Raw genomic sequence first — 26,127 nt, 5'->3', positions numbered from 1 at the left:
TGATTCCATCTTACAAGGACTCAGGCTATGAGTCTTTCTATTTGACTAATTTGTTGCACTTGAATTGTAAATCCGTCCCACAAAAAAACACGACCTTATTTCAAAGTCGTGCTTTGCTTAAGTTAACTCCGGGCTTTCTTCGGTTCCAAGCGCCGTTGCACGGCGCCCAGCACGAGGTCGGCAATGATAGCCATCAAGGCGGTCGGTAGCGCGCCGGCGAGGATAATGGCGCCGCCGTTGGTCGCGTTGGTGCCGCGGACGATGATGTCGCCTAAGCCGCCAGCGCCAACAAAGGCCCCAATGGCAGTGATCCCAATGGCGACCACTAACGCATTGCGGATGCCCGCCATGATCACCGACAAGGAAAGCGGGATTTCCACCATGTAGAGGCGCTGGAAACTCGTCATCCCCATCCCCTTGGCCGAGTCAATCACATTGGGATCGACGCTGGCCATACCGGTGTAGGTGTTTTTGATAATCGGCAGCAGGGAGTAGAGGAATACCGTCACAATCACCGTGTTCACCCCTAGGCCCAGCCCCAGCATGATAATCGACAACATCGCCAAACTGGGAATGGTTTGGATGACATTGGCGATGCCGATAATGGTGCTGGATAATTTGCGATTGCGAGCGATGAACAACCCAATCGGAATGCCCACCACAGCCGCAATCAACACGCCGTAAATCGAAATCAGAAAATGGCGAGTGAATTGGCTCAGGACATAAGCGCCGTTTTCGCTCATGTAGTACCAGAACTGTTGCCAGGTATTCATATCAGCCATTATTGTTCACCTCCCCGGAAATAGTTATGCTTCTCTAAAAATTCGCGGGCCACCACTGATGGCTCCTTCAGCTGATCATCCACCTGGTAATTCAAATCTTGCATGGTCTTCAGGCTGATTTTGCCATCTAGCCGGTGCAGCAATGGTTTCAGCTTCGGGTGGCGTTTCAGTAGGCTGTCATTAACCACGAGCGACGCATCATACGGCGGGAAGAAGTTTTTGTCATCCTTCAACACCGTCAAATTGTAGCTGCGAATGCGGCCATCGGTGGAGTAACCCAGCACGGTTTGCATTTTGCCGGCTTCCACAGCGTCGTACACCAGGCCGATTTGCATCGGGTAAACGCGCTTAAAATCAAAGCCATAAGCCTGGCCAAAATCGGGATAGCCATCGCCTTTGCGATTCATCCAAGAGCTGTCCACCCCGGCATTCATGTTCGGCGCCAGCGGTTTGAGCTGACTGATAGTTTGAACATTGTGGGCCTTGGCAAATTCCTTGGTCACCATGAAGGCGTAAGTATCCGCAAAACCATAGGTCGGGTACCAGGTCTGGTGATACTTCTGCTTGAACACGCGTTTTACAATCGCGCCGGCCTTTTTGGGATCCTTTTCAACTGGCATATTCAGCGTGCCGGTCAGGTCCGTGCCGGTGTAGCGCGTGGCCGCAATATCGGCATCACCGCGAATCATCGCCTGGTGGGTCACCGTCGTTGAACCCAGATTGGACACTAGCGTGGTTTGCATGCCAGTTTCGTGCGTGATGAGCTCGGCCAACATGTTAGCCATAATGCTGCTTTCCGTTGAGCTCAACGCCGCGATCCGCACGGTGCCTTTTTGCGTGCCGGCAATCCCCGGAAACCCGCAGCCGGTCAGTAGTAGCAGGGACCCAATTAACGCGAGTGATGCTTGCCACCATCGTTTCATTGGCCCACCTCCTCACGCCCAGTGTGCGGAGTCAGCCGCTTCTCCAAGCGGCCTAAAGCATAGTCCACCAGCAGTGCCAGCAGCGTCACCGGAATTGTACCGCCGATAATCAGATCCGGCTGGAACAAATTCAAACCGTTGAAGATCAAATCCCCTAAGCCGCCGGCGCCAATATAAGACGCCAAGGTCGCCCAGGCAATCACGTACACTGCCGACAAACGAATGCCCGCCATGATGACTGGCATCGCCATGGGAATTTCCACCTGGAAAATCGACTGCAGCGGCGTCATGCCCATGCCTTTCGCCGAGTCCTTCAACGTCGGCGAAACATCTTCCATGCCGATATAGGTGTTGCGCAAAATCGGGAGCAACGAATAAATGAACAACGCCACAATCGCTGGCACTTGCCCAATCCCAAACAAGGGAATCATCAATGCCAGCAGCGCCAAACTCGGCACGGTTTGCAACATGCTAGCAATGGCAATCACCACTTTGGCCGTCCGCGGAAAGCGGGTCAAGGCAATGCCCAGCGGCACTGCCACCAGAATGCCTAAACCCAGGGCAATCGCTGAGATATACAGCTGCTCCCAAGTTTTGACCACCAGTTCAGTGCCATGCGCCGCCAAAAAGCTACTCATTGACGCCGCCTCCCTCCGCTGGTTCTTGATCGACCGGTGCCGGGTTGCCTGATTCGCCGTTGTCGTTATCGCCGCCCCAAATGGTGTCATAAACCATGTCCACCAAGGACGCCCGGGTGACAATGCCGCGCAGCTTGTTGTCGGCATCCACCACCGGCACATACTTGAGGCCGCGCTTCAAGATCCGGTCGACACTGTCCCGCAGCAAAGCCGTTTCTTGCACATAGAACAATTTGGTTTGCATGATGTCGGCCACGGCGGTGGATTTTTGATACTGATGGGTCAGCGATTCCACATCAATGAAGCCCTTCAGATAGCCGTTGTCATCCACCACCAGCAAGGTATCAACGCGGCGCTTGCGCATCAAGGCGATGGCTTCCGGCAACGATTTGCCTGGGGTGATCACCGCGGGGTTCTTCAGCATAATTGCGCCCACAGTGGTGACATCGGCCCGCGCTTGAATCAGCCGTTCTTCACCGATCAAATCCCGGACAAATTGGTTGGCGGGGTGCTGCAGCAATTCTGCTGGAGTAGCATTTTGAATGATGTGGCCGCCGTCCATCACCACGATTTTAGTGGCGAGCTTGAGCGCCTCGTCCATGTCATGGGTGACAAAGACCACGGTTTTACCGAGCTTCTCCTGCAGCGACTTCACCAGCTCCTGCAGGCTTTCACGCGTGATTGGGTCCAGCGCGCCAAAGGGTTCATCCATCAAAATCAGATCCTGATCCGCAGCCAGCGCGCGAATCACGCCGATGCGCTGCTGCTGCCCGCCAGACAGTTCGGCCGGATAACGGTCGAGATAGTCCACCGGTAGCTCCACCATTTTGATGAGGGATTCCGCCTTGGCGCGGCGCTTAGCTTCCGGCCACTTCAAGAGCTTCGGTACCAACGTGATGTTTTCATACAGCGTCATATGCGGCATCAGGCCAATGTTTTGAATCACATAGCCAATTTGCCGGCGCAATTTGACGGGGTCTTTCTTGTGGATATCTTCACCATTGAATAAAATCTGGCCCCCGGTAGGCTCCAGCATGCGATTGATCATGCGCATGGTGGTGGTCTTCCCTGAGCCACTGGTCCCAATCAAGCACACGAAATCGCCGCGTTCGATGGTTAAATTTATGTGTTCCACGGCGACGTTACCACCGCGGTACACCTTGTTGACGTCCAGATATTGGACGATTGGTTGAGCAGTTGCCATTTTCCATCCTCCTTTACCTTCACGCCTCCATGATAACACACCGCGTTTTCCCGTTTTGTATCTGAGCCACTCACGAGCCAGCCCAGGGTTTATCGTAAGCGCTTTCGAATGGTGGTATAATGACGGCGTTAATGATGCATGATCGCTTTTCGCGAGCAAGGAGGGGTATGCGATGGATAATTTGGCAGCAGCTTATCGTCAGCCGTATTTTTTAACCCTGCCTGACCCACCAGCCTTGTTGAATGGGCGCGGTTTAAGTGTGAACACGCTGCATGTGCTTGATCAGACCTTCCCGGATCAAGGCACCTTCGCCAAGCTAATGCGCTCGCGCGTGACCGCTAGTGTGGCCGACCAGAGGCTGACCATTACGGCCCGCGGCACGGCGCCTTTGACGCTAACGTTAACGCGACTTGACGTGTTCCTGACCAAAATCAATATGGACAAGCGTGCACCCTGGCTGTGGACCCATGTTACCTATGCCACTGGCCTGCGTGTGCTGGCCCCAGATTACGATTTTTATCTTGCAATCCCTGGCGGCTTGGCTGCCCAATTTCTGGTGCGGCATCCTGGCCAGCTGTCCATTGTCGATGCGTTGCACCTCGCTCAGCTGCCTGAAGCCAGCGATGAATACGCCTTTTCCAGCCAACTGAAAGCTGAGACTTATGACCAGATGGTAGCGGACACGCCTTTTGCCTTCTTGGCCAACGACCGGCCAAGCTCGCTCCAATCACCCCAGCTTTAACCACCGGCCGGCCAAAGCCGCAAAAACAGCCACTTCGCGATGAAGTGGCTGTTTGCATTCCCCGAACTTAGCTTTAATCGCTGGTGGATACTGGGTCGAGCTGGTCCCCGTTGGAGGCAATCACCTGGCGATACCAGGCAAAAGAATCCTTCTTCAGCCGGCTGAGGTCGCCGGCACCGGCATCATTTTTGTTCACGTAAATGACGCCATAGCGCTTGTCCATTTGCCCGGTGCCTGCGGAGACCAAATCGATGATGCCCCATGGCGTGTAGCCGATGAGGTCCACCCCATCTTGCTCCACCGCGAGTTTCATCTGTTTGATGTGCGCCGCCAGATACTGGGTCCGATACGGATCATGCACCCGACCGTCTTCTACCGTGTCCCGCGCCCCAAAGCCGTTTTCGACAATGAACAGCGGTACGTGATAGCGGTCGGTGAACCAGTTCATGCCATAGCGCAGGCCGATGGGGTCAATGCCCCAGTCCCATTCCGACGTTTCAATCTTGGAATTTTCAACAATGTGGTTAGAACCGAGGGTCACATACGAGGCTGGCTCGTCAGCCCGCGCGGACACCGTCTCTGACCGGTAATACGAAAAGCCAATGTAGTCCACGGTGCCTTGCGCCAGCACGTCCAGATCTTCCTGCGTGATGTCCAGCCCAAAAGCTTGATTGCTTTGATAACATGCGAGCCAGTTTGGGTAGCGGCCGTTGACCTGGACATCGACAAACCAGTAGTTCGCCTGCATCATGCGGGAAGCTTTAAACACATCTTGCGGCGCCGGACTAGCCGGATACACTGGGCGCATGTTGACCATGCACCCGATTTGGAAATCCGGATTGATGCGGTGGCCAATTTGCACGGCCAAGGCGCTGGCCACCAGTTCGTAGTGACCGGCCTGGTACAACAAGCGCTCGGCGTTTTCATCCGCTTGCGGCTTAATGCCGGAATTCGTCCACAGGTCATACACATCAAGACTGTTTTGGTTGTTGATTTCGTTGAAAGTCATCCAGTATTTCACCTTGTCGCGGTAGCGGTTAAACACCACCTCGGCAAAATGGGTGAAAAACCCAATCAACTGACGCGACCGCCAAGCGCCATAAGCCTCAACGAGATGATAGGGCATCTCAAAATGCGATAGCGTGATCACTGGCTGAATGCCTTGCGCCAGTAGCGCGTCGAACAGGTCATCATAGAACTGCAAGCCAGCCTCATTCGGTTGATCTTCATCGCCATTAGGGAAGATGCGGGTCCAGGCAATCGAGGTGCGGAAACACTTCAGGCCCAATTCCCCTAGCAGCTTCACATCTTCGGGATAATGATGATAAAAATCAATTGCCGTATGGTTGGGGTAATTCTTACCCGGCAAAACCCCAGCGGTAATCTGCCGCGGCACGCCATGCGCGCCCACCGTCATCACATCGGCAATCGACACCCCTTTACCGCCGGCTTGCCAGGCGCCTTCGAGTTGGTGGGCCGCCACTGCGCCGCCCCAGAGAAAATCTTTCCGCAATCCCATGAACATAACCTCACTTTGCTTACAGTTTGATACTCTTGTCGCCTTGTTCTTCCAGCTGATACTGGTGATCCAAGGCTTTCACGAACGGATAATAAATGACCACACATAGCGCCACAGCAATCGTTTGCGTGACGGCGCCTTGCCAACCGGCTACAATAAAGCCAGAGAAGAAGAACGGCGTCGCCCATGGCGCTTGAATCCCTCGAAACATTGGCATAAAGCCGATCGACATGGCCAGGTACACCACCAGCACCGTCACAATCGGCGCCAAGGTGATTGGAATCAGCATCAGCGGATTGAAAATCACCGGCAGCCCGAAAATCAGCGGTTCGTTGATATTGAAAATGGCAGGCACACTGGCGATTTTGGACATGGCTTTCATTCGCGAAGACCGGGCCACAATCAGCATCGCAATCGCCAGGCCAATCGTGCACCCCGCCCCGCCAATCGTGGCAAACTGATCGAGCATTTGCACCGTGCCGAAGTTCCCAGTGTGGGCGGTCAGCTTGCCGGCTTCAAACAAAGCTTGGTTCTTGTCGGCATTGGCATACAAAATCGGGTAAATCATGGAGTTGATGACCGTCGGATGAATCCCGAACCACCAGAGCAGCCCGTTTAATCCCGACACAATGATAATCGCGACTGGCGTGCCGATAATCCCTTGAATCGGCACTTGCAAAGCGGAGTAAATCATTTGCGGGAAGGAACCAGAAATCACCGTACCGATGCCGTTGAGCACCAGCAGAATCACGGCGATGAAAGAGCCGGGAATTAAGGCGCTAAAGGCTTTGCTAACCATTTCTGGTACGCTATCTGGCATCTTAATGGTGATATTGCGATTCACACAGAAGCGAATGACTTCAACGGTGATGATGGAGGTAAAAATCGCAGTGATGACACCTTGCGTCCCGGTCCAGTCGAAAGACATGACCTTTTCGACCACCTCGCCTTTCGGGCCAATGACCGTCTTAGGAATGACAATGACATAGGACACCAGCCCCAGCACCATCGCCGTCAACTTGTCGAGATCGTATTGCTCGGCCAGCTTGTACGACATGGTGCCGGCGAACATCATCCCCATCATGTTAAACGTTGCGCGATAGGCGGGTGAAATGTAGTTCGCCCAGTTTTTCCCAAAAATGCCCGCCATGAAATCGGCGTACCCGGCAATTGGAAAATCAGTAATCAGCATAAAGATCGAGCCAATAATCGTTAACGGCATAATGGCAAAGAAGCCGGCTCGCAGGGCTTGGAAGTAGCGTTTATCAGTGACCTTGGACACCGTGGGCACCACGCTGTGCTCAACCCAAGTGGTAATTTTATCCATGCTTATTCTCCCCTTTCTTCCTCTTCAGGCTACCAAGGTGCAGTTGCTGATGTAAACGATAACGCGGGCTTTGTTACAAACTCACAAGGGAAATGCTCAAAATAAGACTTTTGACGATACTTTCTTTCACGGAGGCTCCCCATGACGAATTTAATCACCACGCTTAAAAATCAGTCCCTGCTCACCAGGAGCGAACAAGCGGTGGCTGCCTGCATCTTAAAAGACCCGGCCGCGGTGCTGGACACTTCAATTTATGACTTGGCGACGCGCTGTCACACGTCGCCTGCCACCATCACTCGCTTATGTAAAAAGTGTTCCACCAGCAACTTCCGGGACTTCAAAATCGAACTGGCGCAGTGCTGCTCGCAGCTTGCCAGTGCTGGCCCTCACGTCAATGCCAACGTGCCGTTTTTGCCGACAGACAGTGATGCTGAAGTGGCCCGGAAAATCGCCAAACTGTCCACCGAAACCATCGAGGAAACCGCTCAGGCGGTGGTGCCGGCCCAGCTCAAACAAGCGGTGGATCTGCTACTAGCGGCGCGCACGATTTTCGGCATTGCGGTGAGCGGCAACTACATTCGCCTCCGCGACTTTCAGCTCAAACTCCTGAAGATCAATTACACGGTTAATCTCCTCGACCTGCAGGCTGAGCAATATTATCTGGCCTACCACGCTGACGAAAAAGACATAGCGTTGATCATTTCCTACAGTGGCCGCACCGCCGAAGTGGTCAACGATGCCAAACTGTTTCGGCAAAATCACACGCCAATCATTGCCATCACCGCCGACCCGGAAAGCCCGCTGGCGCTGTACGCGCAAGTGGTGCTCACCGTGCCGATGAGCGAAACCGCCAAAATGAAGGTGTCGGATTTCTCCTCTCAAATTGCCATCAGCTATGTGCTCAATACCCTTTACGCCTGTCTGTACAATCGTCACTTCGAGCGCAACTACCACGAGCGCACCAGCACCCCCATCGCCCATTTCTAAGCACGCAAAAACGGCCTTCCCTCAGCGAAGAGGAAAGGCCGTTTGCAAATGATCCTTAGAAGGCGTTAACGTCAACCTTGACCCCAGGGCCAAAGGTGGAAGTAACGGTCAAGCTTTGGATGTAAGTCCCTTTAGCAGACGCAGGGCGAGCCTTGAGGATGGTGTCGTTGAGGGCTTTGAAGTTCTCAACGAGCTTAGCATCATCAAAGGAAACCTTGCCGATTGGGGCGTGAACGATCCCAGCTTTGTCAGCGCGGTAAGCCACTTGGCCGGCCTTGACGTCGTTAACCGCCTTAGCGGTGTCCATCGTCACGGTGCCGGTCTTAGGGTTAGGCATCAAGCCTTTAGGTCCGAGGACCCGGCCCAAACGACCAACCTTCGCCATCATTGGTGGGGTAGCAACGGCAACGTCAAAGTCGAGCCAGCCGTCTTGAACCTTTTGGACCAAGTCGTCGGAGCCAACCAAGTCAGCGCCAGCTTCTTCAGCGGCCTTAGCCTGTTCGCCTTCAGCGAAGACGATCACACGCTGGGTCTTACCAGTCCCGTTTGGCAGCACGATGGCGCCACGGATCTGCTGGTCTGCTTGCTTAACGTCGATGTTCAGGTTGTAAGCAACTTCAACGGTTGCGTCGAACTTGGCAAAATCGATTTTTTTGACCAATGCCACTGCGTCATCTGGGGTGTAAGCTTTGCCAGCTTCAACCTGCTTGGCAGCGTCTTGGTACTTCTTTGCTTTCTTAGCCATTCTGGAATTTTCCTCCTTGCAAATGTGGTCAGCGGGCACTTGCCCTTCCACTTGATTCATTCAGCTTTCGCTGACGATCCGGACATGCATTAGCCTTCGACTTCGAAGCCCATGGAACGTGCTGTCCCTTCAACCATGCGCATCGCAGCTTCTACGTCTGCGGCGTTAAGGTCTTGCATCTTTGTTTCAGCAATCTGCTTCACTTGGTCCTTGGTTACCTTAGCCACCTTTTTGGTGTTAGGTTCGCCGGAGCCGTGTTCCACACCGGCTGCCTTCTTCAGAAGAACAGCAGCTGGTGGGGTCTTGGTGATGAAGTCGAATGAACGATCTTCATACACGGTGATGACAACTGGGATCAGCATGCCATTTTGGTCTGCGGTCCGAGCGTTGAAATCCTTGGTGAAGCCCATGATGTTGATCCCAGCTTGGCCCAGTGCAGGGCCAACAGGGGGAGCTGGAGTTGCCTTCCCGCCAGGAATCTGGAGTTTAACGATGTTTGCTACTTTTTTAGCCACGAAACATAACCTCCTTAAGTCCGTGATGTGGTGATGATGGCCAGTCGATTTGGCCTCCCACGCGTATGCTCAAAACATACCTGAATAGGCTATCATGATTCTGCGCAAAACGCAATAGGCAACCGGTGTTTTAAAAGCCGGGCCGGGCGGCTTCCGCGGGGAGGGGCTGGAACGTGGTGGCCAGCGCTTGGAGCCAAGCAGAGCTTGTCTTCAAGTCGCGGCTTGTTCTAAGCCGGAAGCCCACCGGCTAAGAACAATTTCACCACTGAGCCCCTCCCCGCTCCAGCTGCCCGGCCCTACAGTAATGCGTTCACTGTCAGCTTGACGATTGCTCAAGATGCAATCGCCATGCCGTCCTCTGAACTCAACAGCGCGGAAACATGGATGCCAAAATCTGCCCTACTTGCCCCAGATAAATTGCTCGATGTCATGATCGACTAAACGGTTTTCATGGAGCAAGCTATGGGCGGCGCGGGGGCCGCGGATGAGGACTTCGTGGTAGTCAGCCACGTGGTCTTGGGCGAGGTAGCGGATGGCGAAGCTGGAATTCACGCCGACGACGCCGTCATGGGCAGCGCCGGTGAAGAGGTCGCCTGCGATGTTTAACCAGCGCAGATTGGCTGGCAGGGCCTGGCGGTGTGCTTGAAAGAAGTCGTAGACCGGTGCGGTTTGGCTGGGGCCGCTGGGCAGTAGCGGCCAGTTGCGGATGGCGTCGTTTTTGGCGACTTCTAGGTCGTTGTACGGGGCCGCGATGGACACCAAGGTGCGCACCGGCACCGGCGGTTGGCTGATGACGTACATCAAGGCGGTGATGCCACCCATGGAGTGCGCCACCAAGTTGATGGCATCGAAGTCCGCCTGCTTTTGCAGCGCCACAACCACCGCTTGTAGGCCAGCCAGCTGGCGGTCAGGGCGCAGGCGTTTTTGGGTGAATAGCACCTGCACCGCCACATGCGGGCCGAGTTGCAGGTGGCCGCGCAGTTGCACCCGGCCGTTGGGTTTGACGATGGCGACGACTTGTTTGTCCATCACCAAACGGCGCAGCATGTGACCGAAGGAAAAGCGGCTGCCCCAATAGCCCGGCAAAAAGACCGTCGGAATCTCATCCCCGACTGCCACTTGCCGGTGTTTTTGCGGGTGCCCGAGGTAATAAAAATCGGCTGCGGCAGCCAATATGGCACCGCAACCGATTAACATCAGCGCCAGCATCTTACAGCTTGTCGACCTGATCGTAATCAAGGTCGGCAGACACTTCACGTTCGAACATGTTGATGGTGGCCTTCAGCTTCATCTTGTCCGGATCATTAGCGGTGATCTTACCTTTCATGCCAGCAAAGGCGCCAGCGATGATGGTGATGGTTTCGCCTACTTCGAAGGACAAGTTTGCATGCGTGGTGGACATTCCTAAGGAGTGCAAAATGGTGGCCACTTCATCGGGCATCAGCGGGCTTGGCTTGGAGCCAGCGCCATGCGAGCCCACGAACCCGGTCACACCTGGCGTGTTCCGCACCACGAACCAGGATTCATCAGTCATGACCATTTCGACCAGGACATAGCCAGGGAAGGTCTTTTCCATCTTGACCTTGTCCTTGCCGTCCTTAACGTCGTGTTCCTCTTCTTCTGGCACGATGACCCGGAAAATGTAATCGTCCATGTTCATTGAGGAAACTCGAGATTCGAGGTTCGTCTTGACCTTATTTTCGTAACCAGAATAGGTGTGCAGCACGTACCAAAGCTTTTCAGCTGATTCAACCATGTTTGTTCTCCTTTAATGAATGTCTTGGCTAAAGCGCAAATAAAAAACCGTTGCCCGAGGGCCGCGGTTTTTTCGCTGACATCAGTATACGCCATGCCAGCGGTGAATTTCAACTTTAGAATACAAATGCTTTGAGCAACAGCAGGATGACCCAATCGGCCAGCGCAAAATACGCGGCGAAGATCAAGGAAGTGATGATAACCGTCGTGGTGTCGCGCCGGGTTTCCTTGGCGGTTGGCCATGTGACTAAGGTCATTTCATGAATAACACTCTTGATAAACTTCATCTAGCTCGCCTCCTACTTGGTTTCGCGGTGCTCAGTGACGCGCCCGCAATATTTACAATACTTGTTTAATGTTAGGCGTTCAGTGCGGCGTGGGTTTTCCGGCACAAAATAATTCCGGCGGCCACACACGCTGCACGCCAGCGCAACTTTTTTAACTGACATGTTCGCCCTCCATTCGCTCTCAACAGCTTATCAGAAAACCCCGGGCCATGCAAGGTTTAGCCCAATGGCCATGATGAGCAAAATCGTCTCGGTACCTGATGTCAGTAGCATATTCGCCACTGCGGTGTTGAAGGTTTTTTCTTTATCTTGTACAGCTTCAAAGCGCTGAATATTTTTGCGCACCCGCGGCCACATCAGTAGCACCAGCAGCACGAGCCACGGTAAAAACCGCAGGCCCACCGCCAAGACGATCAGCACATAGGCACTAGCTGGCAGCCAGGGGTAAATGCGCAGCGCGCGCTTTTTGCCTAGGTAATAAGGCAAGGTGTAGCGCTGGTTGCGCTGATCTTGGGCCAGGTCACAGATATTATCCGCGAACATTAACGTGCCATCCAAAATCACAATCGGCAGCGCCACTAAAAACACCGTGAGGATGACGGGGACGTTGCCACTGAGGCTGAAGTGATTGCCGGCGAAGGCCAGCATGATGGGCTGCGGCACGATATTGACGAACACAGCGATAAACACCGTGCCAAACCCTTCCACCATCCCTGCCAGCACTTCGCCTGAAGGAATGCGGGACAACGGCACCGGCCCATAGGTGTAGAAAATTGCGACGAAAATCGCGGCACCGCCGATCAGCAGCAGGCTCAAATTCGTGCGCCACACCAAAATCAGCCCAGCCCCCACGGCGATGGCCAGGAAGACCCGCATCAGCGCCAGAATGCGGTGTGGCGCTAGGTGCTCGCGGCCGAGAATGTTTTGCGTCTGGCGATAGTGATCATCTTTGGCCTTATAAAAGTCCTGCACGTTGTTAAAGCCTGTCACAAACAAGGCAATACTCATTTGCCCAATAAAATAGATCAAGGTGTTGAGCCAGTTGAACTGGTGGAAGCTATACCAGGCATAAGCCACCCCAAAGGCAAACGGCAAAAAACTGCCAAGTTTAGCTGGCAGGCGAATGAGTTCAATGAACAGCGGCCAAGTTAACTTGCGATAAGGTGCGTCCGTCATCGGCTCACCCCCCAGCTCACCAACAGGCCTACAATCAGTGCCCCATTTTCCGCGACCAGCGTCTTAATGGCATTGGGAAAAGTCAGCCGCTTATCCGGTTTAGCGACAAACTGCGCACTTTGGCGCCAAACTAACGGCAATGCTAGCAGACCAATCAACACTGGCCAAGGCAACAGTCCAAACCCCACCAGCAGCACTTCCGCGGCAAACCCGACTAGCGCCAAACTCCAATAAAGGCGGCCACTGGCGGCGCGGCTCAAATACATCGGCAACGTCAGGCGATGATTGGCCACGTCCTGGTCATAATCTGACAGGTTATTGGCCAACATAATATTGGCAATCGTGCCCATCGGTGCCACACACACCAAGCCCAGCGAGAGCAACGCCCGCCAGTCGCCGGTCAACGCCAGCTGGGGCCAGGCCAGCTGCAGGTCCAACAATTTCGCCGCGTCCACATTGACATACACCGCAATTAACGGAATACCCAGGCCCATGGTGACGCCAGAGAAGACTTCCCCCAGTGGCAAGCGCGACAACGGCAGCGGTCCGAAGGTATAGAAAATGCCAATCACAAAGCACGCCGCCCCAATCACCAGCAGCAGCCAGCCGGTACGCCAGACCAAAATCAGGCCCAACCCAGTGGCCACAGCTAGCAAAGTGATAATCAACGCCTGCACGGTTTTCACCTTGAGCTTGGCGGTGCCAATGATATTCACGTTCGCTTTGTAGTGCTGATCCTTGGCTTTTTGGTAATCCATCAGGTTATTCAGCGCCGTGGTCATCATGTCAAACAGCAGCATGGCCACGAAAAACAGCACCGTGTTCAGCCCATTCAACTGGTGAAAGTAGGCCAGGGTGAACGCGATGCCGACAGTAAACGGCAAAATGCTGGCAAGTTTGGTACGCGCTTCAACTAAGTCTATGAAAACGGCCAATGACATTGGTCCCGGACTCCCCCTTTTGGTGGCTACTTCAACGTGGCCAGCTTGTACCCAGTATCAGGAATGAGCTCAAAGGTCTTCTTCAAGCCGCTGGAAACATAAACTTTCTTATCTTTGGTGATGAAAATGGCTTCAGCATCTTTTTGCTTTTCGATGAACGCCATCCCGTCTTTGAGCCCCTTGTCAAAGGTCGCCGTGGACAAGGCATCCCCATCAACAGACTTCTTGGTGATAATGGACACCCCGGCCAGGTTGTTTTCGAACGGATAGCCAGTTTTGGGATTCATCAAATGCGAGTAGTTGTGGCCATCAACCACCAAATGCCGCTCGTAAATGCCACTGGTGACAACCGTGATGTTCGCAGCCGGCACGGTGCCGATGGAAGTCCCGCGGCTCGCCTTAGGATCTTGAATGCCCACGGTCCACGGCCGATTTTTGGCTTTTGGACTGTGGCCCATCACGAAGATATTGCCACCCAAATCGATAATGGCAGTGTTGACACCGTCTTTTTTGAAGACTTTCACCACTTCATCGGCGATGAAGCCCTTGGCGATGCCGCCAAGATCCAGCTGCATACCTTTTTTCTTCAGGTAAACAGTTTGCTGCTTGTCATTCAAAACAACATCTTGGTAATGCACCAGCGGCAAGACCGCATCGATTTCGCTTTGCGCCGGTTTGCGGGCATCAGAGAAGCCAATGTGCCACAACTGCGTCACCGGTCCGATGGCCAGGTCAAAGCTGCCATTGGATCGCTCGCTGTAGGCCTTGGCGTACTTGATCAAAGCATACACGGATTTGGTCACTTTGACCGGCTTGATGCCCGCCTGCTTGTTCACCGCGTCGACTTCCGAGCCTTTTTGATTGACGGTAATTTCTTTGGCCAGCTGTTTGATCCGGGCAAATCCATCGTCTAAGGCACTTTCCTTACCCTTGTTATACACACTCAAATTGACCACAGTCCCCATCAAAAACTGCGTATCCTTATATGGGGTCTGGATCACCGGCGCCGCTTTTGGCTTTGCCTGCTGCTTGCAGGCGGCTAGTGGCAGCGCCAGTGCGATCAGCGCCGTGAGCGCGATCAGCCATTTCTTCATCTTCTTCAACTCGCTTTCGCTTTTTATTATACTGACTGGCGCCAATAAAAAAAGCAGCATCCGCAGGGATACTGCTTTCAGACATCGCAGCTGAAATTATTCAGCGTAAACGATGTTGGACACCTTGATTGGTGTGGTGTTGCCAGCCTGAGCAGCGTTGATCAGCTGTTCAGCATACAAGATGAAGGAGTCGGAACTGTGCGTCGCACCGGACACAACGTCAACCTTGGCTGGTTCTTGGTTCTTAACCAAAGAAGCGTTCAGCTTTTCGGTGTATTCCTTAGGACCTACGCCGTTGACCTTCTTCATGCTCTTTTCGTATTCAGCATCGTCGCTCTTGGACTTGCCGTTCTTGTCCACGTTGTCGTACTTGCTTTCGGTGATCTTGCCACCGGCAACGGTGATGGAGAAGACAGTACGGTAGCCGTGGGAGTAGTTTTCTTCTTCCAGGGTGTAGGTACCATCTTTCATCTTCTGGCCGTTTTGGATGGTGATCTTATCGGTCTTGCCAGCCTGCGCTGCTTGGACCAGTTGCGCTGCGTAGTTCTTGAAGCTCAAACTGGAGTCAGTCGCACCAGAAACAACGTCAATGGCAGCAACGTTGGAGCCATTCTTGGTGAAGGACTTGTTCAGTTCTGGAATGTATTCCTTAGGCCCAACGCCGCTTTGCTTCTTCATGGTCTTTTCGTAGTCGGCGTCTTGGGTCTTGGACTTGCCGTCTTTGTCGACATAGTCATAGGTGGTCTTGGTGATCTTGCCCCCGGCAACGGTCATGCTCATTTCCACTTTGTAACCATGAGAGTAGTCAGCTTCTTCCAAGCTGTAGTCGCCGTCTTTAAGGGCGGCGCCGGCAGTTTGCTTTTGTTCCTTAGCGCTGCTAGATGACTTCTTAGCCACCTTGGAACTCTTGGTCTTGCTGCTGGAGCTGTCCTTGTCTGAGCTGTTGCTGCCACAAGCAGCAAGGGTCAAGGCGGACAACGCAATGATGGACACGCTGGTCAGTGTTTTGGTTAACTTCATATCGAATTACCCCTTTTTACCTCATATTGGCGAACTTTGTGTTACATTTCACACAAACTAAGTCTAAACAGCCAATCGGAAAAATGCAACTAAAACCGAACAATTCTGAGCGCTTTCTCATTTTATTGATGCCGCTTTCATTGCTACAAAAAGGGAACTTGTTCCTTTTCTGGCAAACGCTGGGGAACACATTTTTGGGGTTCGTGAAATCGTGGACAATTACTGTACTAAAAAGGTATAATTGGTGTTGCATTGAACAAGCTTTTGGCATTATTCAAAATTAAGGAGTGTTACCATGGCGCAGAAGAATATCGTTATTGTTGGCGCCGGCTTCGCGGGGGTCTACGCCACCAAGCGGCTTGCCAAACATTTTAAACACGATAAAGACGTGACGATCACCTTGATTGACCGTCATTCCTACTTTACCTATATGACAGAGTTACATGAAGTGGCGGCGGATCGCGTCCCTCAAGATGCGATTCAATACGACTTGCAGCGGCTGTTCTGCCGGCGCAAGAACGTTAAGCTCGTCACTGACACGGTCACCACGATCGACCGCGAGAAGAAAGAAGTCAAAACCAAGCATGGTGCGTATCCTTACGATTACGTGATGCTCGGCATTGGCTCTGAACCGAATGACTTTGGCACCCCTGGCGTCAAAGAACACGGCTTCACCTTGGGCTCATGGGAACATGCCATTGCCTTGAAGAAGCACGTTGAGGACGTGGTGCGCCGCGGCGCTGAAGAACACGACCCAGCTAAGCGCAAGGCGCTGCTCTCCATCGTGGTGGTTGGTTCTGGCTTTACCGGGACCGAAACCATCGGCGAATTGCGCGACTGGCGTGATAGCCTGGCCAAGGAATACAAGCTAGATCCTGAAGAGATTACCTTTGCTTTGATGGAAATGGCCCCGACCATCATGAACATGCTGGATCGCTCCGATGCCGATAAGGCGGAGCGTTACATGCTCAAGCGTGGCATCAAGGTCATGAAGAACACTGGCGTGGTTGGCGTTCACGAAGACCATGTTGACCTGAAGGATGGTAGCACCTATCCAACCGCCACCTTGATCTGGACCGCTGGCGTGAAAGCCACCGACCAAGCGGCTAACTTCGGTTTGACCCAGGCGCGCGCTGGCCGCATCGTGGTCAACAGCCACATGCAGTCGCAAGATGACCCTGCGATTTATGTCGTTGGGGACGTCTCCTTCTTTGCTGGCAACTCCGATCGCGGCGAACCACAAATCGTGCAAGGCGCCGAAGCCAGTGCCAAGACTGCCCTGCTCAACATTGAAAACCAAGTCGCTGGCAAAGCGGCAGATGTTGACTACAAGGCATCCTATTCTGGCTTCATGGTTTCGTTGGGTTCCCGCTACGGCGTGGCCAACATCATGGGCTGGCTGCACCTTTCCGGGTTCTTCGCCATGTTGATGAAGCACCTGGTCAACATGCTTTACTTCTTGCAGACCTACTCTGGCTATTATTTCTTCCAGTACTTGATGCACGAGTTCTTCCGCACCCATGACGACCGCAACCTGATGCGCGGTCACATTTCTCGCCAAGGTAATGTCCTTTGGGCGGTGCCAGCGCGGATTTTCTTAGGCCTGATGTGGTTGGTTGACTGTGCCGGCAAGATTTCCGGTAAGGAATCCTGGTTCATCGACAAGCTGCGCCTACCATTTGACTGGTTGCAACCAGCCACGACCAGTGGTGCTTCCGCTGCTGGGGCTGACGCTACCAGCGCCGCTTCTGGCGCCGGCGCTGATGCCGTGGCGACCACGGCCAAAGCCGTGAAGTCCGTCTTCTCCCTTTCCTATCAATATGGGAAGGAACCGATGATGGTCTTTGAAAAGATGCCAAACTGGATGTACAGCATCACCAAAGCCATGATTCCGAACCAAGACGTTGCCTTCTTCATGCAAAAGACCATGACCGTCATTGAAATTCTGATCGGGTTGGCGCTGGTGGCTGGGCTCTTCACTTGGCTCAGCGGTGCTACTTCGGTGATGTTCACCGCCATCTTCTGCCTGTCTGGCATGTTCTACTGGGTCAACATTTGGATGATCCCGATGGCCATTGCCGTGATGAACGGCTCAGGCCGGGCCTTTGGGCTTGATAAGTGGGTTGTCCCTTACCTGCAAAAGACCTTCGGCAAGTGGTGGTACGGAAAACCAAAAGCGTTATATGGCAGTGATGTAGCCAAATAGCAACATTGCTTGCTTAAGGGGTTCTGGGGTAGACTTGACCCCGGAACTCTTTTTTATGCCAAGCCCTCAAGTTAGAAAGGAGGCACAGCATGGCGAAATCAAATAAGTATTTAAAAATGATCCGGCCCTGGGACGTCATCATCGTTCTAGCGCTCATGCTGGCTTCCTTCATCCCTTACGTGGTCTTTGCCCGCCAGCAGGCAAAGGCGCAAGCGGCTGACCAAGTCTTGACCGCAGTGGTCACCCATGATGGCAAAGAGGTTTATCACATCCAGCTCACCGGCCATCACGGCGTCAGCAAATTTCGCTTTAAAAATGGTAATGAATACAATGAAGTCGTTGCCACCAATGAGCAAATCGAAATCAGCGATGCCGACTGCCCCGATCAGCTTTGCGTCAAAAAAGGCAAGATTGAACGGGCCGGCCAAACCATTGTCTGCTTGCCTCACAAGCTCCTGGTTGAAATCAAGTCCAGCAAGGCGGCCAACACCGGCGCCGGCGGGATGGTGACTGAATGAGGCGCGCTTATCGCCCAGAACGAACGCGACAGGTGATTTACATTGCCCTGCTTTGTGCGCAAGGGGTGATCATCGGCTTGCTGGAGCGGATGATTCCCTTTCCTTTCGCGTTTGCGCCTGGCGCCAAGCTCGGCTTGGCCAACCTGATTACGATTGTGTCATTGTACACGATGTCTGTGTCTGACAGTTTCTTATTGATGTTGCTACGGCTTCTGCTGACTACCCTGCTTGGTGGGACGCTGTCGACTTTCATGTACAGCGGTGCAGGCGCCTTGCTCAGCTGGTGCGGGATGTTGCTACTCAAACAGCTCGGTGAAAAGCGCATCAGTATGATTGGCCTTTCTGCGGCCGGCGGGATTTTGCACAACGTCGGGCAGCTGCTTGTAGCCAGCCTGATTGCGCAAAGTTGGACTGTGATGTTGTATTTGCCGGTGCTGGCGTTCATGGGGATTTTGTCAGGAATTGCGGTTGGCGTGGCGGCCAATTTTCTATTCGAACACATCGATACCCTCAAGCGCTTGCGCTTTGATCATCAGAAACGCCCGAAGAAGGAGTTATCAAAATCATGAAGATACACCCAATGTGGGCGGCTTACCCCACGCTAGCACCGGAATTGAGCGCGACTTTGCAGCTGATTGAAGATGAAGTGCATCCCGACAATAAGCCAGTCGCCGAAGCCTTGGTGCGCATGATCAATAGCGGCGGCAAGCTGCTGCGCCCTGCGTACTGCTTGCTGTTTTCCCAGTTCAAAACCGTTGACCGCCAGAAAATGATTGCTTTGGCGGCTGCGATTGAAACGCTGCATACTGCCACCTTGGTGCATGACGACATTGTGGACAAGGCTGCCACCCGGCGCAATGAGCCCACCATTGCCGCCCAATTCGGCAATGATGTGGCGGTTTACGCCGGCGACTATCTGTTTGTGGTCTGCTTCAAGTTGATTGCGCATTACGCCAGCGACCTTCGCTCCGTGCAGCAAGATTCGCTCAGCATGGAACGGATTTTGAACGGCGAAATGGCCCAGATGGCCCGCCGCTACAATGTTGACATGACCATTGACGACTACCTGCACCAGGTCACCGGCAAAACTGGCCAGCTATTTGCTTTAGCGGCCTTCATTGGCGCCTATGAGAGCGGGCAGTCGCTGCGATTTGCCAAGAAAACCGAGGCGATTGGCCTGAACATCGGCATCGCCTTTCAGCTGTTAGACGATATTCTCGACTACACCGCCACCGCTTCGGCCATGGGCAAGCCCGTGCACGAAGACATGCGTCAAGGTGTCTACTCCGCGCCGCTGGTACTCGCCATGAGCCAAAATCGCCAAGCGTTTACGCCGCTCTTAGCCAAGCGTGAGACCATGAGCGATGAAGATGTCGACGCTGTGCTGGCCTTGATCCAGCAATATGACGGCGTGGCCAAAGCGCGCGCTTTAGCAGCAGATTACACCGCCAAAGCGCAGGCGCAGCTAGCGACCTTGCCGGATTTGCCGGCGCGGGCACTGCTGATTCAGCTTACTGAGTCGCTACTGACCCGGAAACAGTAAAATGTTCGCCACACTGAAATAGCCCCTCCTTGACGTCACGGTCAAAGAGGGGCTATTTGCTTTGGATAAAACTGGAAATGCTGGACTGGTTGCGCTAGTTGCGCTGCTCAAGGCCAACGCCGGAGTGGCTTGATCAGCCTGTAGCGCTTAGCGCGTACAGGCTGACATGCGGCAGAAAGGCTACCCATCCGGCTAAGAGCGGCCATGCTCCGCTGCCTTTCCTTAATACAATTGTTCTTTCAAATAGCTGCCAAACTTGGCTCTGCTACGTTCGACGGCGCGGCGGTCAGGTTTGGGGGTAGCTTGATCGAACTGGGCGATGAGGCCGGCGCGTTCAAGGTCCGAGAGGCTGGCGATGAAATGAGCGAGTTCGGCGCGGATGAAGAGATTTTCCTCGATGCGATAACTGACTGTGCCTTCACCAAAGGTCGTGGGAATGGGGTCGGGAATAATAATAGCGGTGGCATCGGCCATGCGTTTTTGCGCCAGCCGATTGCGAAGCAAGGAATTAATGTGTGACACCAGCACCATGCGGTAAAACGAGCCAAAGCGGGAGCCACTGCTGCCGTCATAACGGCGCACGGCATTCAACATTGCAATCCGGGCTTCTTGCAACCAGTCATCATAGGCGAAATCGCGAATGTAATACGCTTTGACGGTTTTCAGTACCAGCGGCAGATACTGATTGAATAAGGTCGCAAACGCTTGAGAATCAGTGCGTGCCCGCTGGATCAAACTGAGTTCTTCAGCATTCATAAACCCTCCTTTACGGCGGGCTAAGTCTATGGCGGTAGTGTAGCAGGAAACTATTTTGCTGCCTAGCGAACAGGTGTTAGCAGGTACTTGTGGCAACCTGCACATCGAGCGCATCACTAGACTGATTGCGTTGTTCCGTGTTTTTCTTAGCATATTCACATTTTCATCAAATTTATCTCTTAGAATAGCAATAGTCTAAAATTTCAGAAACGGAGATGACCATGATGGACCAAACGACGACCTCGCCGCAAACGACGCACAAAGCTCGGTCTTTCAGTTTTAGCTGGGCAGGGCTCTTGCCCTTTCTATTACCTATTTTATTGATCGCGATTTGGCAGGTGTCGGTTTCGGCAGGTTGGGTGGACAGTCAGCTGTTACCCTCGCCGCTTGCCGTCATTCAAGACGGAATTGCGCTGTGGCAAACCGGAGAACTGCCGAAGAATATCAGCATTTCACTATACCGCGCCACCACTGGCTTTGTGCTCGGCGGTAGCATCGGCTTTATCCTAGGATTGGCCAATGGCTTATCCATGTTCAGTCGGCGGCTGCTGGATTCCTCGATTCAAATGCTGCGGAACATCCCCCATTTATCCTTGATTCCACTGGTGATTATTCTGCTAGGGATTGGCGAAACCGCCAAAATCTCACTGGTCACCATCGGGGTCATGTTCCCCATCTACATCAACACCTTCCACGGCATCACCAGTGTGGATCCGAATTTGATGGAAATGGGCCACGCTTATGGCCTGTCCAAATGGGAACAGTTCACCAAAATCATTTTCCCTGGGGCGTTGCCAACGATTCTGGTCGGGGTGCGCTATGCCCTGGGGGTCATGTGGACCACCCTGATTGTGGCCGAAACCATTTCGTCGAACTCCGGGATTGGATACATGGCTACCAACGCCCAGGAATTCATGGACATGGCCACGGTGCTGCTCTGTATCGTGATTTACGCTTTACTCGGAAAGTTGTCCGACCTGATTGCTAAAGCCCTAGAAAGTCTCTGCCTCAACTGGCAAAACCAAGGAGGTGCCAGCCGTGAGTAATGCTCTGGTGACGCTCGACCACATTGATAAGCAATACGGCGATAATCACGCGCTGAAAGATGTCAGTTTTGACATTCAGCAAGGCGAATTCGTCGCGTTAGTCGGCATGAGTGGCGGCGGCAAAAGCACGCTGCTGCGCTTGATCGCCCAACTGGAGCAACCTAGCGCCGGCACCATCACTTACAGCCAGCCGAACTTGGTGACGCGAGTGATGTTCCAGGACGGCCGGCTCTTGCCATGGATGACGACGCTTCAAAACGTCTCTTTTAACAGTCACGATGCCAAGGTCAAAGCTCGGGCCCAAGCGACCCTCGACGCTGTGGGGCTGAGTGACTTTGCCGCCCAGTATCCGGCGGCCCTCTCTGGTGGGCAAAAACAGCGGCTGGCCTTGGCGCGCGCGTTAATGGCTGATCCACAACTGCTCCTGCTCGATGAACCGCTTGGCGCTTTGGACGCCTTGACCCGGCGCAATATGCAGGCCTTCATCACGCAAATCTGTGACGAAAAACACCTGACGACGCTGCTTATCACCCATGACGTGGATGAAGCAGCGCGCATGGCCGACCGCGTGATTGTGGTCAAAAGTGGCCGCAATGTGTATGAGACCAAAGGCGCTAAAGGGCAAGATGCCGAAACCGTGGCCCGAGTCGCTGAAGAAGTCCTTGAGGTCATTCTCGCGCCAGAACAGGCGGTGACCGCTCGTGCCTGAAACGACCAAGAAGAAGAAACGGCCTTATCTACATGAAGTCGACTTAATGCGAATCATTTTCATCTTCGGGGTGCTGCTTAACCACACCACCACTGCTTTTTCCCAGTCGATGGCTGATGCCGCTGGGGCGCCGCACATGACGCTTTTGGCCACGCATTTGCTGATTCACTTCACCCGGATGGGCTTCATGTTCATGACCGGGCTGGTGTTGACCTTGAACTACTATCATCGCAATGATTGGCCCACCTTCTTCAAAAAACGCTTTGCCGGCTCCGGCTGGCCCTATGTGCTGTGGAACATCATCTTACTGACGGCGTCTTGCCTCTTGGCGATTGCCCCGTTCACCTGGGCTAATTATTGGCCGACGTTAACCTCTGCGTTGCTACACGGCGATCAGTTCTATCTGTACTACATTGTGGTCACCTTGCAGTTGTATGTGCTGTTTCCGTTCATGGTGAAACTCTTCCAAAAAGTATCGAACCACAATTTGATTTTACTGGTCAGCTTTCTCGTCCAGCTGGCAGTGGTGTTCTTCATCAAGTATGACTATCAATTCATGGATCGCTCCAACCTGACCTGGTGGGTGCGGTCTTACGGGGTCAATGTCTTCACCTACCAGTTCTACTTCATCTTTGGTGAATACACGTCGCTCCACTACCAGCAGATGGTTCAAGGCATTCGCAAGCACGCCCGCGCTTTGATTACAGCGACTTTGCTGCTGAGTGTCGGCACCGTGCCGTACTACTTCTGGAACCGCAATGTGCTCGGCTTTGCTCACAGCTATGCGGTATCCCCGCACCAGCCTTACATGTTTGTGTATGACGTGCTGATGATTCTGACCATTTTCTGGATTGGGCTGAAATACTCGGACTGGCGCCAGCATGGCATGCCGGCGCGGCTGGATCAATGGGTGAAAAATGGCGCCAAGGTGTCCTTCGGGATTTACCTTGATCAAACCATCGGCCTGACCCTGTTGCGCTGGATTTTGGCGCAAACTCATTTGTCGGATTGGGGCTATTTCGCCGCTATTCCACTCGGGTACGTCTTCGTGCTGGCCGTGTCCTTCGGCATTGCCTGTTTCTGCTACAAGGTGCCGCCGTTTGGCATTTTGATTGGTCGGCCGCAATGGCACTTGTTAAAACATAATCGTCAACCTAAAGGAGCTTTGCTTAATGACACCGCTAAATAAACACCTGACTCAGCAAAATCAATCGCATCAGGACCAACCCATGGTCAAAGACATCGCCTTAGACCGCTGGTTCACTGGCGCGGATTTAGACCAAGACATTGAAGCTTTGAAAGCAGGCTGGCAAGAGGCTGGCTTAGGCCGCGGCGATGTTTTGATGGTGTGTCTGCCAAATTCTGCCGCGTTTATCCCGATTGACCAAGCCGCTTGGCAAGTCGGGATTGCCGTCCATCCAGTTTCCCCCACCAGCCCGGCCAGTGAGCTGCTGGCTGACCGCGATGAGCATCACTATGCCGCCATGCTGCTTCTACCAGAGATGGCCGCTCAGGTCCGGCGTGACGGCTTCACCCAGCAAGCGGTGACGCTGGCCACCCTGCCGACTGCCACGCTGGTGGTCGCACCAGCTGACCGCGGCCCGGCCCAAGCCGGCCCAGTGACCGAAAACGACCTGGCGCTGATTTTAGCTACCAGTGGCACCACTGGCAAGCCCAAGCGCGTCGGTCTGTCGCAGCGTTTGATTTTCAACGCTGCCACGCATGACGCTCAGAGCAACGACATGCATGAAGACTCGGTGGCGTTGATTACCATGCCCATGTTTCATATCAACGCGCAGGTGATGGTCGCCTTGGCGATGCGCATGGCTGGTGGTAAGCTCGTGATTGCGCCGAAGTTCTCGGCTTCTCGTTTCTGGAATTGGGTGGCCGATAACGGGGTCAACTGGACGTCGGTGGTGCCGACGATTGTGGGCATTCTGCTGCTCAACGAAACCGCCAATCAAGTCTACCATCAGCGTCGCACCGAGATTAATTTGATGTTCACCCGGTGCAGCTCGTTTGCCCTGCCGGAAGATCAGCTCCGCACTTTCCAGAATCGCTTCAACACCCATGTGATTGAAGGCTACGGCATGACGGAATCTGCCAGCCAGTGCACGATTAACCCACTGGAAGCGCCGAAGATTGGCTCTGCGGGCAAGCCTTTCGGCACCAAAGTCAAAATCCGCCAGCAAGATGGCACTTTAACCACTGCGCCTTCTGTGCTGGGTGAAATTGTCATTGCCGGCGACCATGTCATCGATCAGTACATGGATCCGCACGAAGGGGCCTTTGCTGATGGCTGGTTTTTAACTGGCGATTTGGGCTACTTTGATGAAGATGGCTATCTCTTTGTTAAAGGCCGCGCCAAGGAAATCATTTCCCGCGGCGGCGAAAAAGTGGCGCCGGCTCATGTCGAAAACGTGCTCGACGAACTACCTTTCATCGCGCAGTTGTGCGTGATTGGGCTGCCTGATCCACTCTACGGCGAAGAAGTCACAGCCGCGATTATTTCCACCACACCTGGTGAAAACGAGGAGGAGCAGCGCCAAACCGTGCTTGAATACGGCCGCGCCCACCTGGCGAAGTACGAAGCGCCCACCAAGGTGATGTTCTTGGATGAATTTCCGCGCAATCAAACCGGCAAAGTCTTGCGGCCCATGCTCAAGCAATGGCTGAAGGAGGGCGACCATGTCACACAAACCGCGCTTTAAAATCGCTTTGCTGCTTCTGGCACTAGTTGCCTGGCTGGCGGTCGCAGTATACGGCTACACCCAAACGATTACCTCCACTAGTAGCGACGGCAAGAAACTGACCCGGGTGGTGGTCGGGTACCAAAAAGCCGATCCAGCGGATATTTCCCGCCAGCGCGGCGAGCTCGCCAAGAAGATGAAGGCCAAAGGTTACAAGGTCGTCTTCAAGGAATTCCAAAGCGGCGCTGCCTTGATGACTGCGCTGAAATCCGGCAACATTGACTATGCCCGGTTAGGCGATACCCCACCGGTGGTTAACCAAGCCAGTGGGTTGGATCTGGTCTACATCGGCGCCGGCGCCTCGAAAGAATACGGGACTGGCGTGCTGGTCGGCAAAAATTCAGGCATCACCTCAATCAAACAACTCAAAGGTAAGCGCATTGCCTACGCCAAAGGCACTGCCGCCGAATTTACCATCATTCAGGTGCTCGCCAAAGCTGGTTTAACCACCAAAGACGTGACGCTGGTTAACATGGACCAAGGTGCCGCCAGTGTCGCTTTTGCCAAAGGTAACGTCGATGCCTGGGTCACTTGGGACCCGTACACCGCCACCGCCCAGGTCCAGCAGGATGCTAAGCTGCTGACCAATGCCAAGGGCCTGGCCATGAACCGGGACTTCGTGGTGGCGACGCGCAAGTATGCGAAGAACCACACCAAAGTCTCCAGCTTGTTGATTAAGTACATGGGTCAAGATATGACTTGGGCGACCAAACACCCCACTGAACTGATCGATATGCTAAGCAAAACGCTAAAACTGTCGAAGAAGATTATGAAGCTCACTGTGGAGCGCCGCACCTTCTCGATGGCGCCAGTCACCGATGCGATTGTTGCCGAGCAGCAAAAAATCGCCGATGTCTTTTATGAACAAGGCATCATCACCAAGAAAATTGACATCACTGACGCGCTGCTTGATTCGAAGTGACGTCTGCCAAATAAAAAATGAC

General features: G+C 53.6%; 28 protein-coding genes. 11 read left to right on the top strand and 17 right to left on the bottom strand.

What is annotated here, in order from left to right; genetic code table 11:
- Positions 1 to 122 precede the first annotated feature (122 nt).
- Genes JUF11_RS10675 through JUF11_RS10660 form a run of 4 tightly spaced genes read right to left on the bottom strand, consistent with a single transcriptional unit; the run spans position 123 to position 3,547 of the window.
- On the bottom strand, positions 123 to 782 hold the full coding sequence (locus tag JUF11_RS10675; RefSeq protein ID WP_204119596.1) for an ABC transporter permease: 660 nt from the start codon (positions 780 to 782) through the stop codon (positions 123 to 125).
- A complete protein-coding gene (locus JUF11_RS10670; protein WP_204119595.1) occupies positions 782 to 1,705 on the bottom strand; it encodes an osmoprotectant ABC transporter substrate-binding protein in 924 nt (307 codons plus the stop codon). The genes JUF11_RS10675 and JUF11_RS10670 overlap by 1 nt, the downstream gene beginning before the upstream one ends.
- Positions 1,702 to 2,343 (bottom strand): ABC transporter permease, encoded by a 642-nt coding sequence (locus JUF11_RS10665; RefSeq protein ID WP_125579865.1) that lies wholly within the window; start codon positions 2,341 to 2,343, stop codon positions 1,702 to 1,704. Before JUF11_RS10665 ends, JUF11_RS10670 begins: the two co-directional genes overlap by 4 nt.
- Positions 2,336 to 3,547, bottom strand: a complete 1,212-nt coding sequence (locus tag JUF11_RS10660) for a betaine/proline/choline family ABC transporter ATP-binding protein (RefSeq protein ID WP_204119594.1) — start codon at positions 3,545 to 3,547, stop codon at positions 2,336 to 2,338. The genes JUF11_RS10665 and JUF11_RS10660 overlap by 8 nt, the downstream gene beginning before the upstream one ends.
- 172 nt (positions 3,548 to 3,719) lie before the next feature.
- Between JUF11_RS10660 and JUF11_RS10655 the strand changes: the two genes are divergently transcribed.
- The gene (locus JUF11_RS10655) at positions 3,720 to 4,289 is read left to right on the top strand and encodes a hypothetical protein (RefSeq protein WP_204119593.1); all 570 of its coding nucleotides are present in this window, start codon (positions 3,720 to 3,722) and stop codon (positions 4,287 to 4,289) included.
- A gap of 73 nt (positions 4,290 to 4,362) precedes the next feature.
- Here JUF11_RS10655 and JUF11_RS10650 read toward each other — a convergent pair whose 3' ends face one another.
- Positions 4,363 to 5,808 (bottom strand): 6-phospho-beta-glucosidase, encoded by a 1,446-nt coding sequence (locus JUF11_RS10650; RefSeq protein ID WP_204119592.1) that lies wholly within the window; start codon positions 5,806 to 5,808, stop codon positions 4,363 to 4,365.
- Between the two features lie 19 nt (positions 5,809 to 5,827).
- Complete coding sequence (locus JUF11_RS10645; RefSeq protein WP_204119591.1) at positions 5,828 to 7,135, bottom strand: PTS sugar transporter subunit IIC; 1,308 nt, start codon at positions 7,133 to 7,135, stop codon at positions 5,828 to 5,830.
- A 141-nt stretch (positions 7,136 to 7,276) separates the two neighbouring features.
- Between JUF11_RS10645 and JUF11_RS10640 the strand changes: the two genes are divergently transcribed.
- Positions 7,277 to 8,122, top strand: a complete 846-nt coding sequence (locus tag JUF11_RS10640; RefSeq protein ID WP_204119590.1) for a MurR/RpiR family transcriptional regulator — start codon at positions 7,277 to 7,279, stop codon at positions 8,120 to 8,122.
- 55 nt (positions 8,123 to 8,177) lie between these two features.
- Here JUF11_RS10640 and rplA read toward each other — a convergent pair whose 3' ends face one another.
- From rplA to pplA, 10 genes are all read right to left on the bottom strand, one after another.
- Positions 8,178 to 8,867, bottom strand: coding sequence for a 50S ribosomal protein L1 (rplA, locus tag JUF11_RS10635; protein WP_125579877.1), 690 nt, complete (start codon positions 8,865 to 8,867; stop codon positions 8,178 to 8,180).
- A gap of 89 nt (positions 8,868 to 8,956) precedes the next feature.
- A complete protein-coding gene (gene rplK, locus JUF11_RS10630; protein WP_125579879.1) occupies positions 8,957 to 9,382 on the bottom strand; it encodes a 50S ribosomal protein L11 in 426 nt (141 codons plus the stop codon).
- Between the two features lie 399 nt (positions 9,383 to 9,781).
- The gene (locus JUF11_RS10625) at positions 9,782 to 10,579 is read right to left on the bottom strand and encodes an alpha/beta fold hydrolase (protein ID WP_236000558.1); all 798 of its coding nucleotides are present in this window, start codon (positions 10,577 to 10,579) and stop codon (positions 9,782 to 9,784) included.
- Positions 10,580 to 10,592: 13 nt separating this feature from the next.
- Entirely contained in the window at positions 10,593 to 11,138 is a 546-nt protein-coding gene (gene nusG, locus JUF11_RS10620; protein ID WP_125579883.1) for a transcription termination/antitermination protein NusG, read from the bottom strand.
- Positions 11,139 to 11,253: 115 nt separating this feature from the next.
- Complete coding sequence (gene secE / locus JUF11_RS10615) at positions 11,254 to 11,424, bottom strand: preprotein translocase subunit SecE (RefSeq protein ID WP_125579885.1); 171 nt, start codon at positions 11,422 to 11,424, stop codon at positions 11,254 to 11,256.
- A gap of 12 nt (positions 11,425 to 11,436) precedes the next feature.
- Entirely contained in the window at positions 11,437 to 11,586 is a 150-nt protein-coding gene (gene rpmG, locus JUF11_RS10610) for a 50S ribosomal protein L33 (protein ID WP_125579887.1), read from the bottom strand.
- Between the two features lie 30 nt (positions 11,587 to 11,616).
- Positions 11,617 to 12,600 (bottom strand): UbiA family prenyltransferase, encoded by a 984-nt coding sequence (locus tag JUF11_RS10605; protein ID WP_204119588.1) that lies wholly within the window; start codon positions 12,598 to 12,600, stop codon positions 11,617 to 11,619.
- Positions 12,597 to 13,541, bottom strand: a complete 945-nt coding sequence (locus tag JUF11_RS10600) for a 1,4-dihydroxy-2-naphthoate polyprenyltransferase (RefSeq protein WP_204119587.1) — start codon at positions 13,539 to 13,541, stop codon at positions 12,597 to 12,599. The genes JUF11_RS10605 and JUF11_RS10600 overlap by 4 nt, the downstream gene beginning before the upstream one ends.
- Positions 13,542 to 13,567: 26 nt before the next feature.
- Entirely contained in the window at positions 13,568 to 14,635 is a 1,068-nt protein-coding gene (locus JUF11_RS10595; RefSeq protein ID WP_204119586.1) for an FAD:protein FMN transferase, read from the bottom strand.
- Between the two features lie 96 nt (positions 14,636 to 14,731).
- Entirely contained in the window at positions 14,732 to 15,655 is a 924-nt protein-coding gene (gene pplA, locus JUF11_RS10590) for an extracellular electron transfer flavoprotein PplA (RefSeq protein ID WP_204119585.1), read from the bottom strand.
- Positions 15,656 to 15,950: 295 nt separating this feature from the next.
- Between pplA and JUF11_RS10585 the strand changes: the two genes are divergently transcribed.
- The 4 genes from JUF11_RS10585 to JUF11_RS10570 all read left to right on the top strand — a co-directional run bounded on the left by JUF11_RS10585 (position 15,951) and on the right by JUF11_RS10570 (position 19,922).
- Positions 15,951 to 17,861, top strand: a complete 1,911-nt coding sequence (locus tag JUF11_RS10585; RefSeq protein WP_204119584.1) for an NAD(P)/FAD-dependent oxidoreductase — start codon at positions 15,951 to 15,953, stop codon at positions 17,859 to 17,861.
- 89 nt (positions 17,862 to 17,950) lie between these two features.
- A complete protein-coding gene (locus tag JUF11_RS10580; protein ID WP_204119583.1) occupies positions 17,951 to 18,379 on the top strand; it encodes a NusG domain II-containing protein in 429 nt (142 codons plus the stop codon).
- A complete protein-coding gene (locus tag JUF11_RS10575; protein ID WP_125579901.1) occupies positions 18,376 to 18,948 on the top strand; it encodes a Gx transporter family protein in 573 nt (190 codons plus the stop codon). The genes JUF11_RS10580 and JUF11_RS10575 overlap by 4 nt, the downstream gene beginning before the upstream one ends.
- Complete coding sequence (locus tag JUF11_RS10570) at positions 18,945 to 19,922, top strand: polyprenyl synthetase family protein (protein ID WP_204119582.1); 978 nt, start codon at positions 18,945 to 18,947, stop codon at positions 19,920 to 19,922. Before JUF11_RS10575 ends, JUF11_RS10570 begins: the two co-directional genes overlap by 4 nt.
- A gap of 222 nt (positions 19,923 to 20,144) precedes the next feature.
- On the opposite strand, the gene JUF11_RS10565 is transcribed toward JUF11_RS10570, so the two are convergent.
- Positions 20,145 to 20,678, bottom strand: coding sequence for a sigma-70 family RNA polymerase sigma factor (locus JUF11_RS10565; RefSeq protein WP_204119581.1), 534 nt, complete (start codon positions 20,676 to 20,678; stop codon positions 20,145 to 20,147).
- Between the two features lie 224 nt (positions 20,679 to 20,902).
- Between JUF11_RS10565 and JUF11_RS10560 the strand changes: the two genes are divergently transcribed.
- The 5 genes from JUF11_RS10560 to JUF11_RS10540 are packed head-to-tail and all read left to right on the top strand — an operon-like array spanning position 20,903 to position 26,105.
- Positions 20,903 to 21,724, top strand: a complete 822-nt coding sequence (locus JUF11_RS10560) for an ABC transporter permease subunit (RefSeq protein ID WP_204119598.1) — start codon at positions 20,903 to 20,905, stop codon at positions 21,722 to 21,724.
- Positions 21,717 to 22,433: an ABC transporter ATP-binding protein gene (locus JUF11_RS10555; RefSeq protein WP_204119580.1), complete on the top strand. Its 717-nt coding sequence runs from the start codon at positions 21,717 to 21,719 to the stop codon at positions 22,431 to 22,433. The genes JUF11_RS10560 and JUF11_RS10555 overlap by 8 nt, the downstream gene beginning before the upstream one ends.
- On the top strand, positions 22,426 to 23,622 hold the full coding sequence (locus tag JUF11_RS10550) for an acyltransferase (protein ID WP_236000556.1): 1,197 nt from the start codon (positions 22,426 to 22,428) through the stop codon (positions 23,620 to 23,622). The genes JUF11_RS10555 and JUF11_RS10550 overlap by 8 nt, the downstream gene beginning before the upstream one ends.
- A complete protein-coding gene (locus tag JUF11_RS10545) occupies positions 23,606 to 25,144 on the top strand; it encodes an AMP-binding protein (RefSeq protein ID WP_204119579.1) in 1,539 nt (512 codons plus the stop codon). The genes JUF11_RS10550 and JUF11_RS10545 overlap by 17 nt, the downstream gene beginning before the upstream one ends.
- Positions 25,122 to 26,105: an aliphatic sulfonate ABC transporter substrate-binding protein gene (locus JUF11_RS10540; RefSeq protein WP_204119578.1), complete on the top strand. Its 984-nt coding sequence runs from the start codon at positions 25,122 to 25,124 to the stop codon at positions 26,103 to 26,105. Before JUF11_RS10545 ends, JUF11_RS10540 begins: the two co-directional genes overlap by 23 nt.
- The last annotated feature ends 22 nt before the right edge of the window (positions 26,106 to 26,127 follow it).

This window comes from Lacticaseibacillus suilingensis (assembly GCF_016861845.1).
GTDB classification, from domain to species: Bacteria; Bacillota; Bacilli; order Lactobacillales; family Lactobacillaceae; genus Lacticaseibacillus; species Lacticaseibacillus suilingensis.
This window is presented reverse-complemented; position numbering and strand designations above follow the sequence as displayed.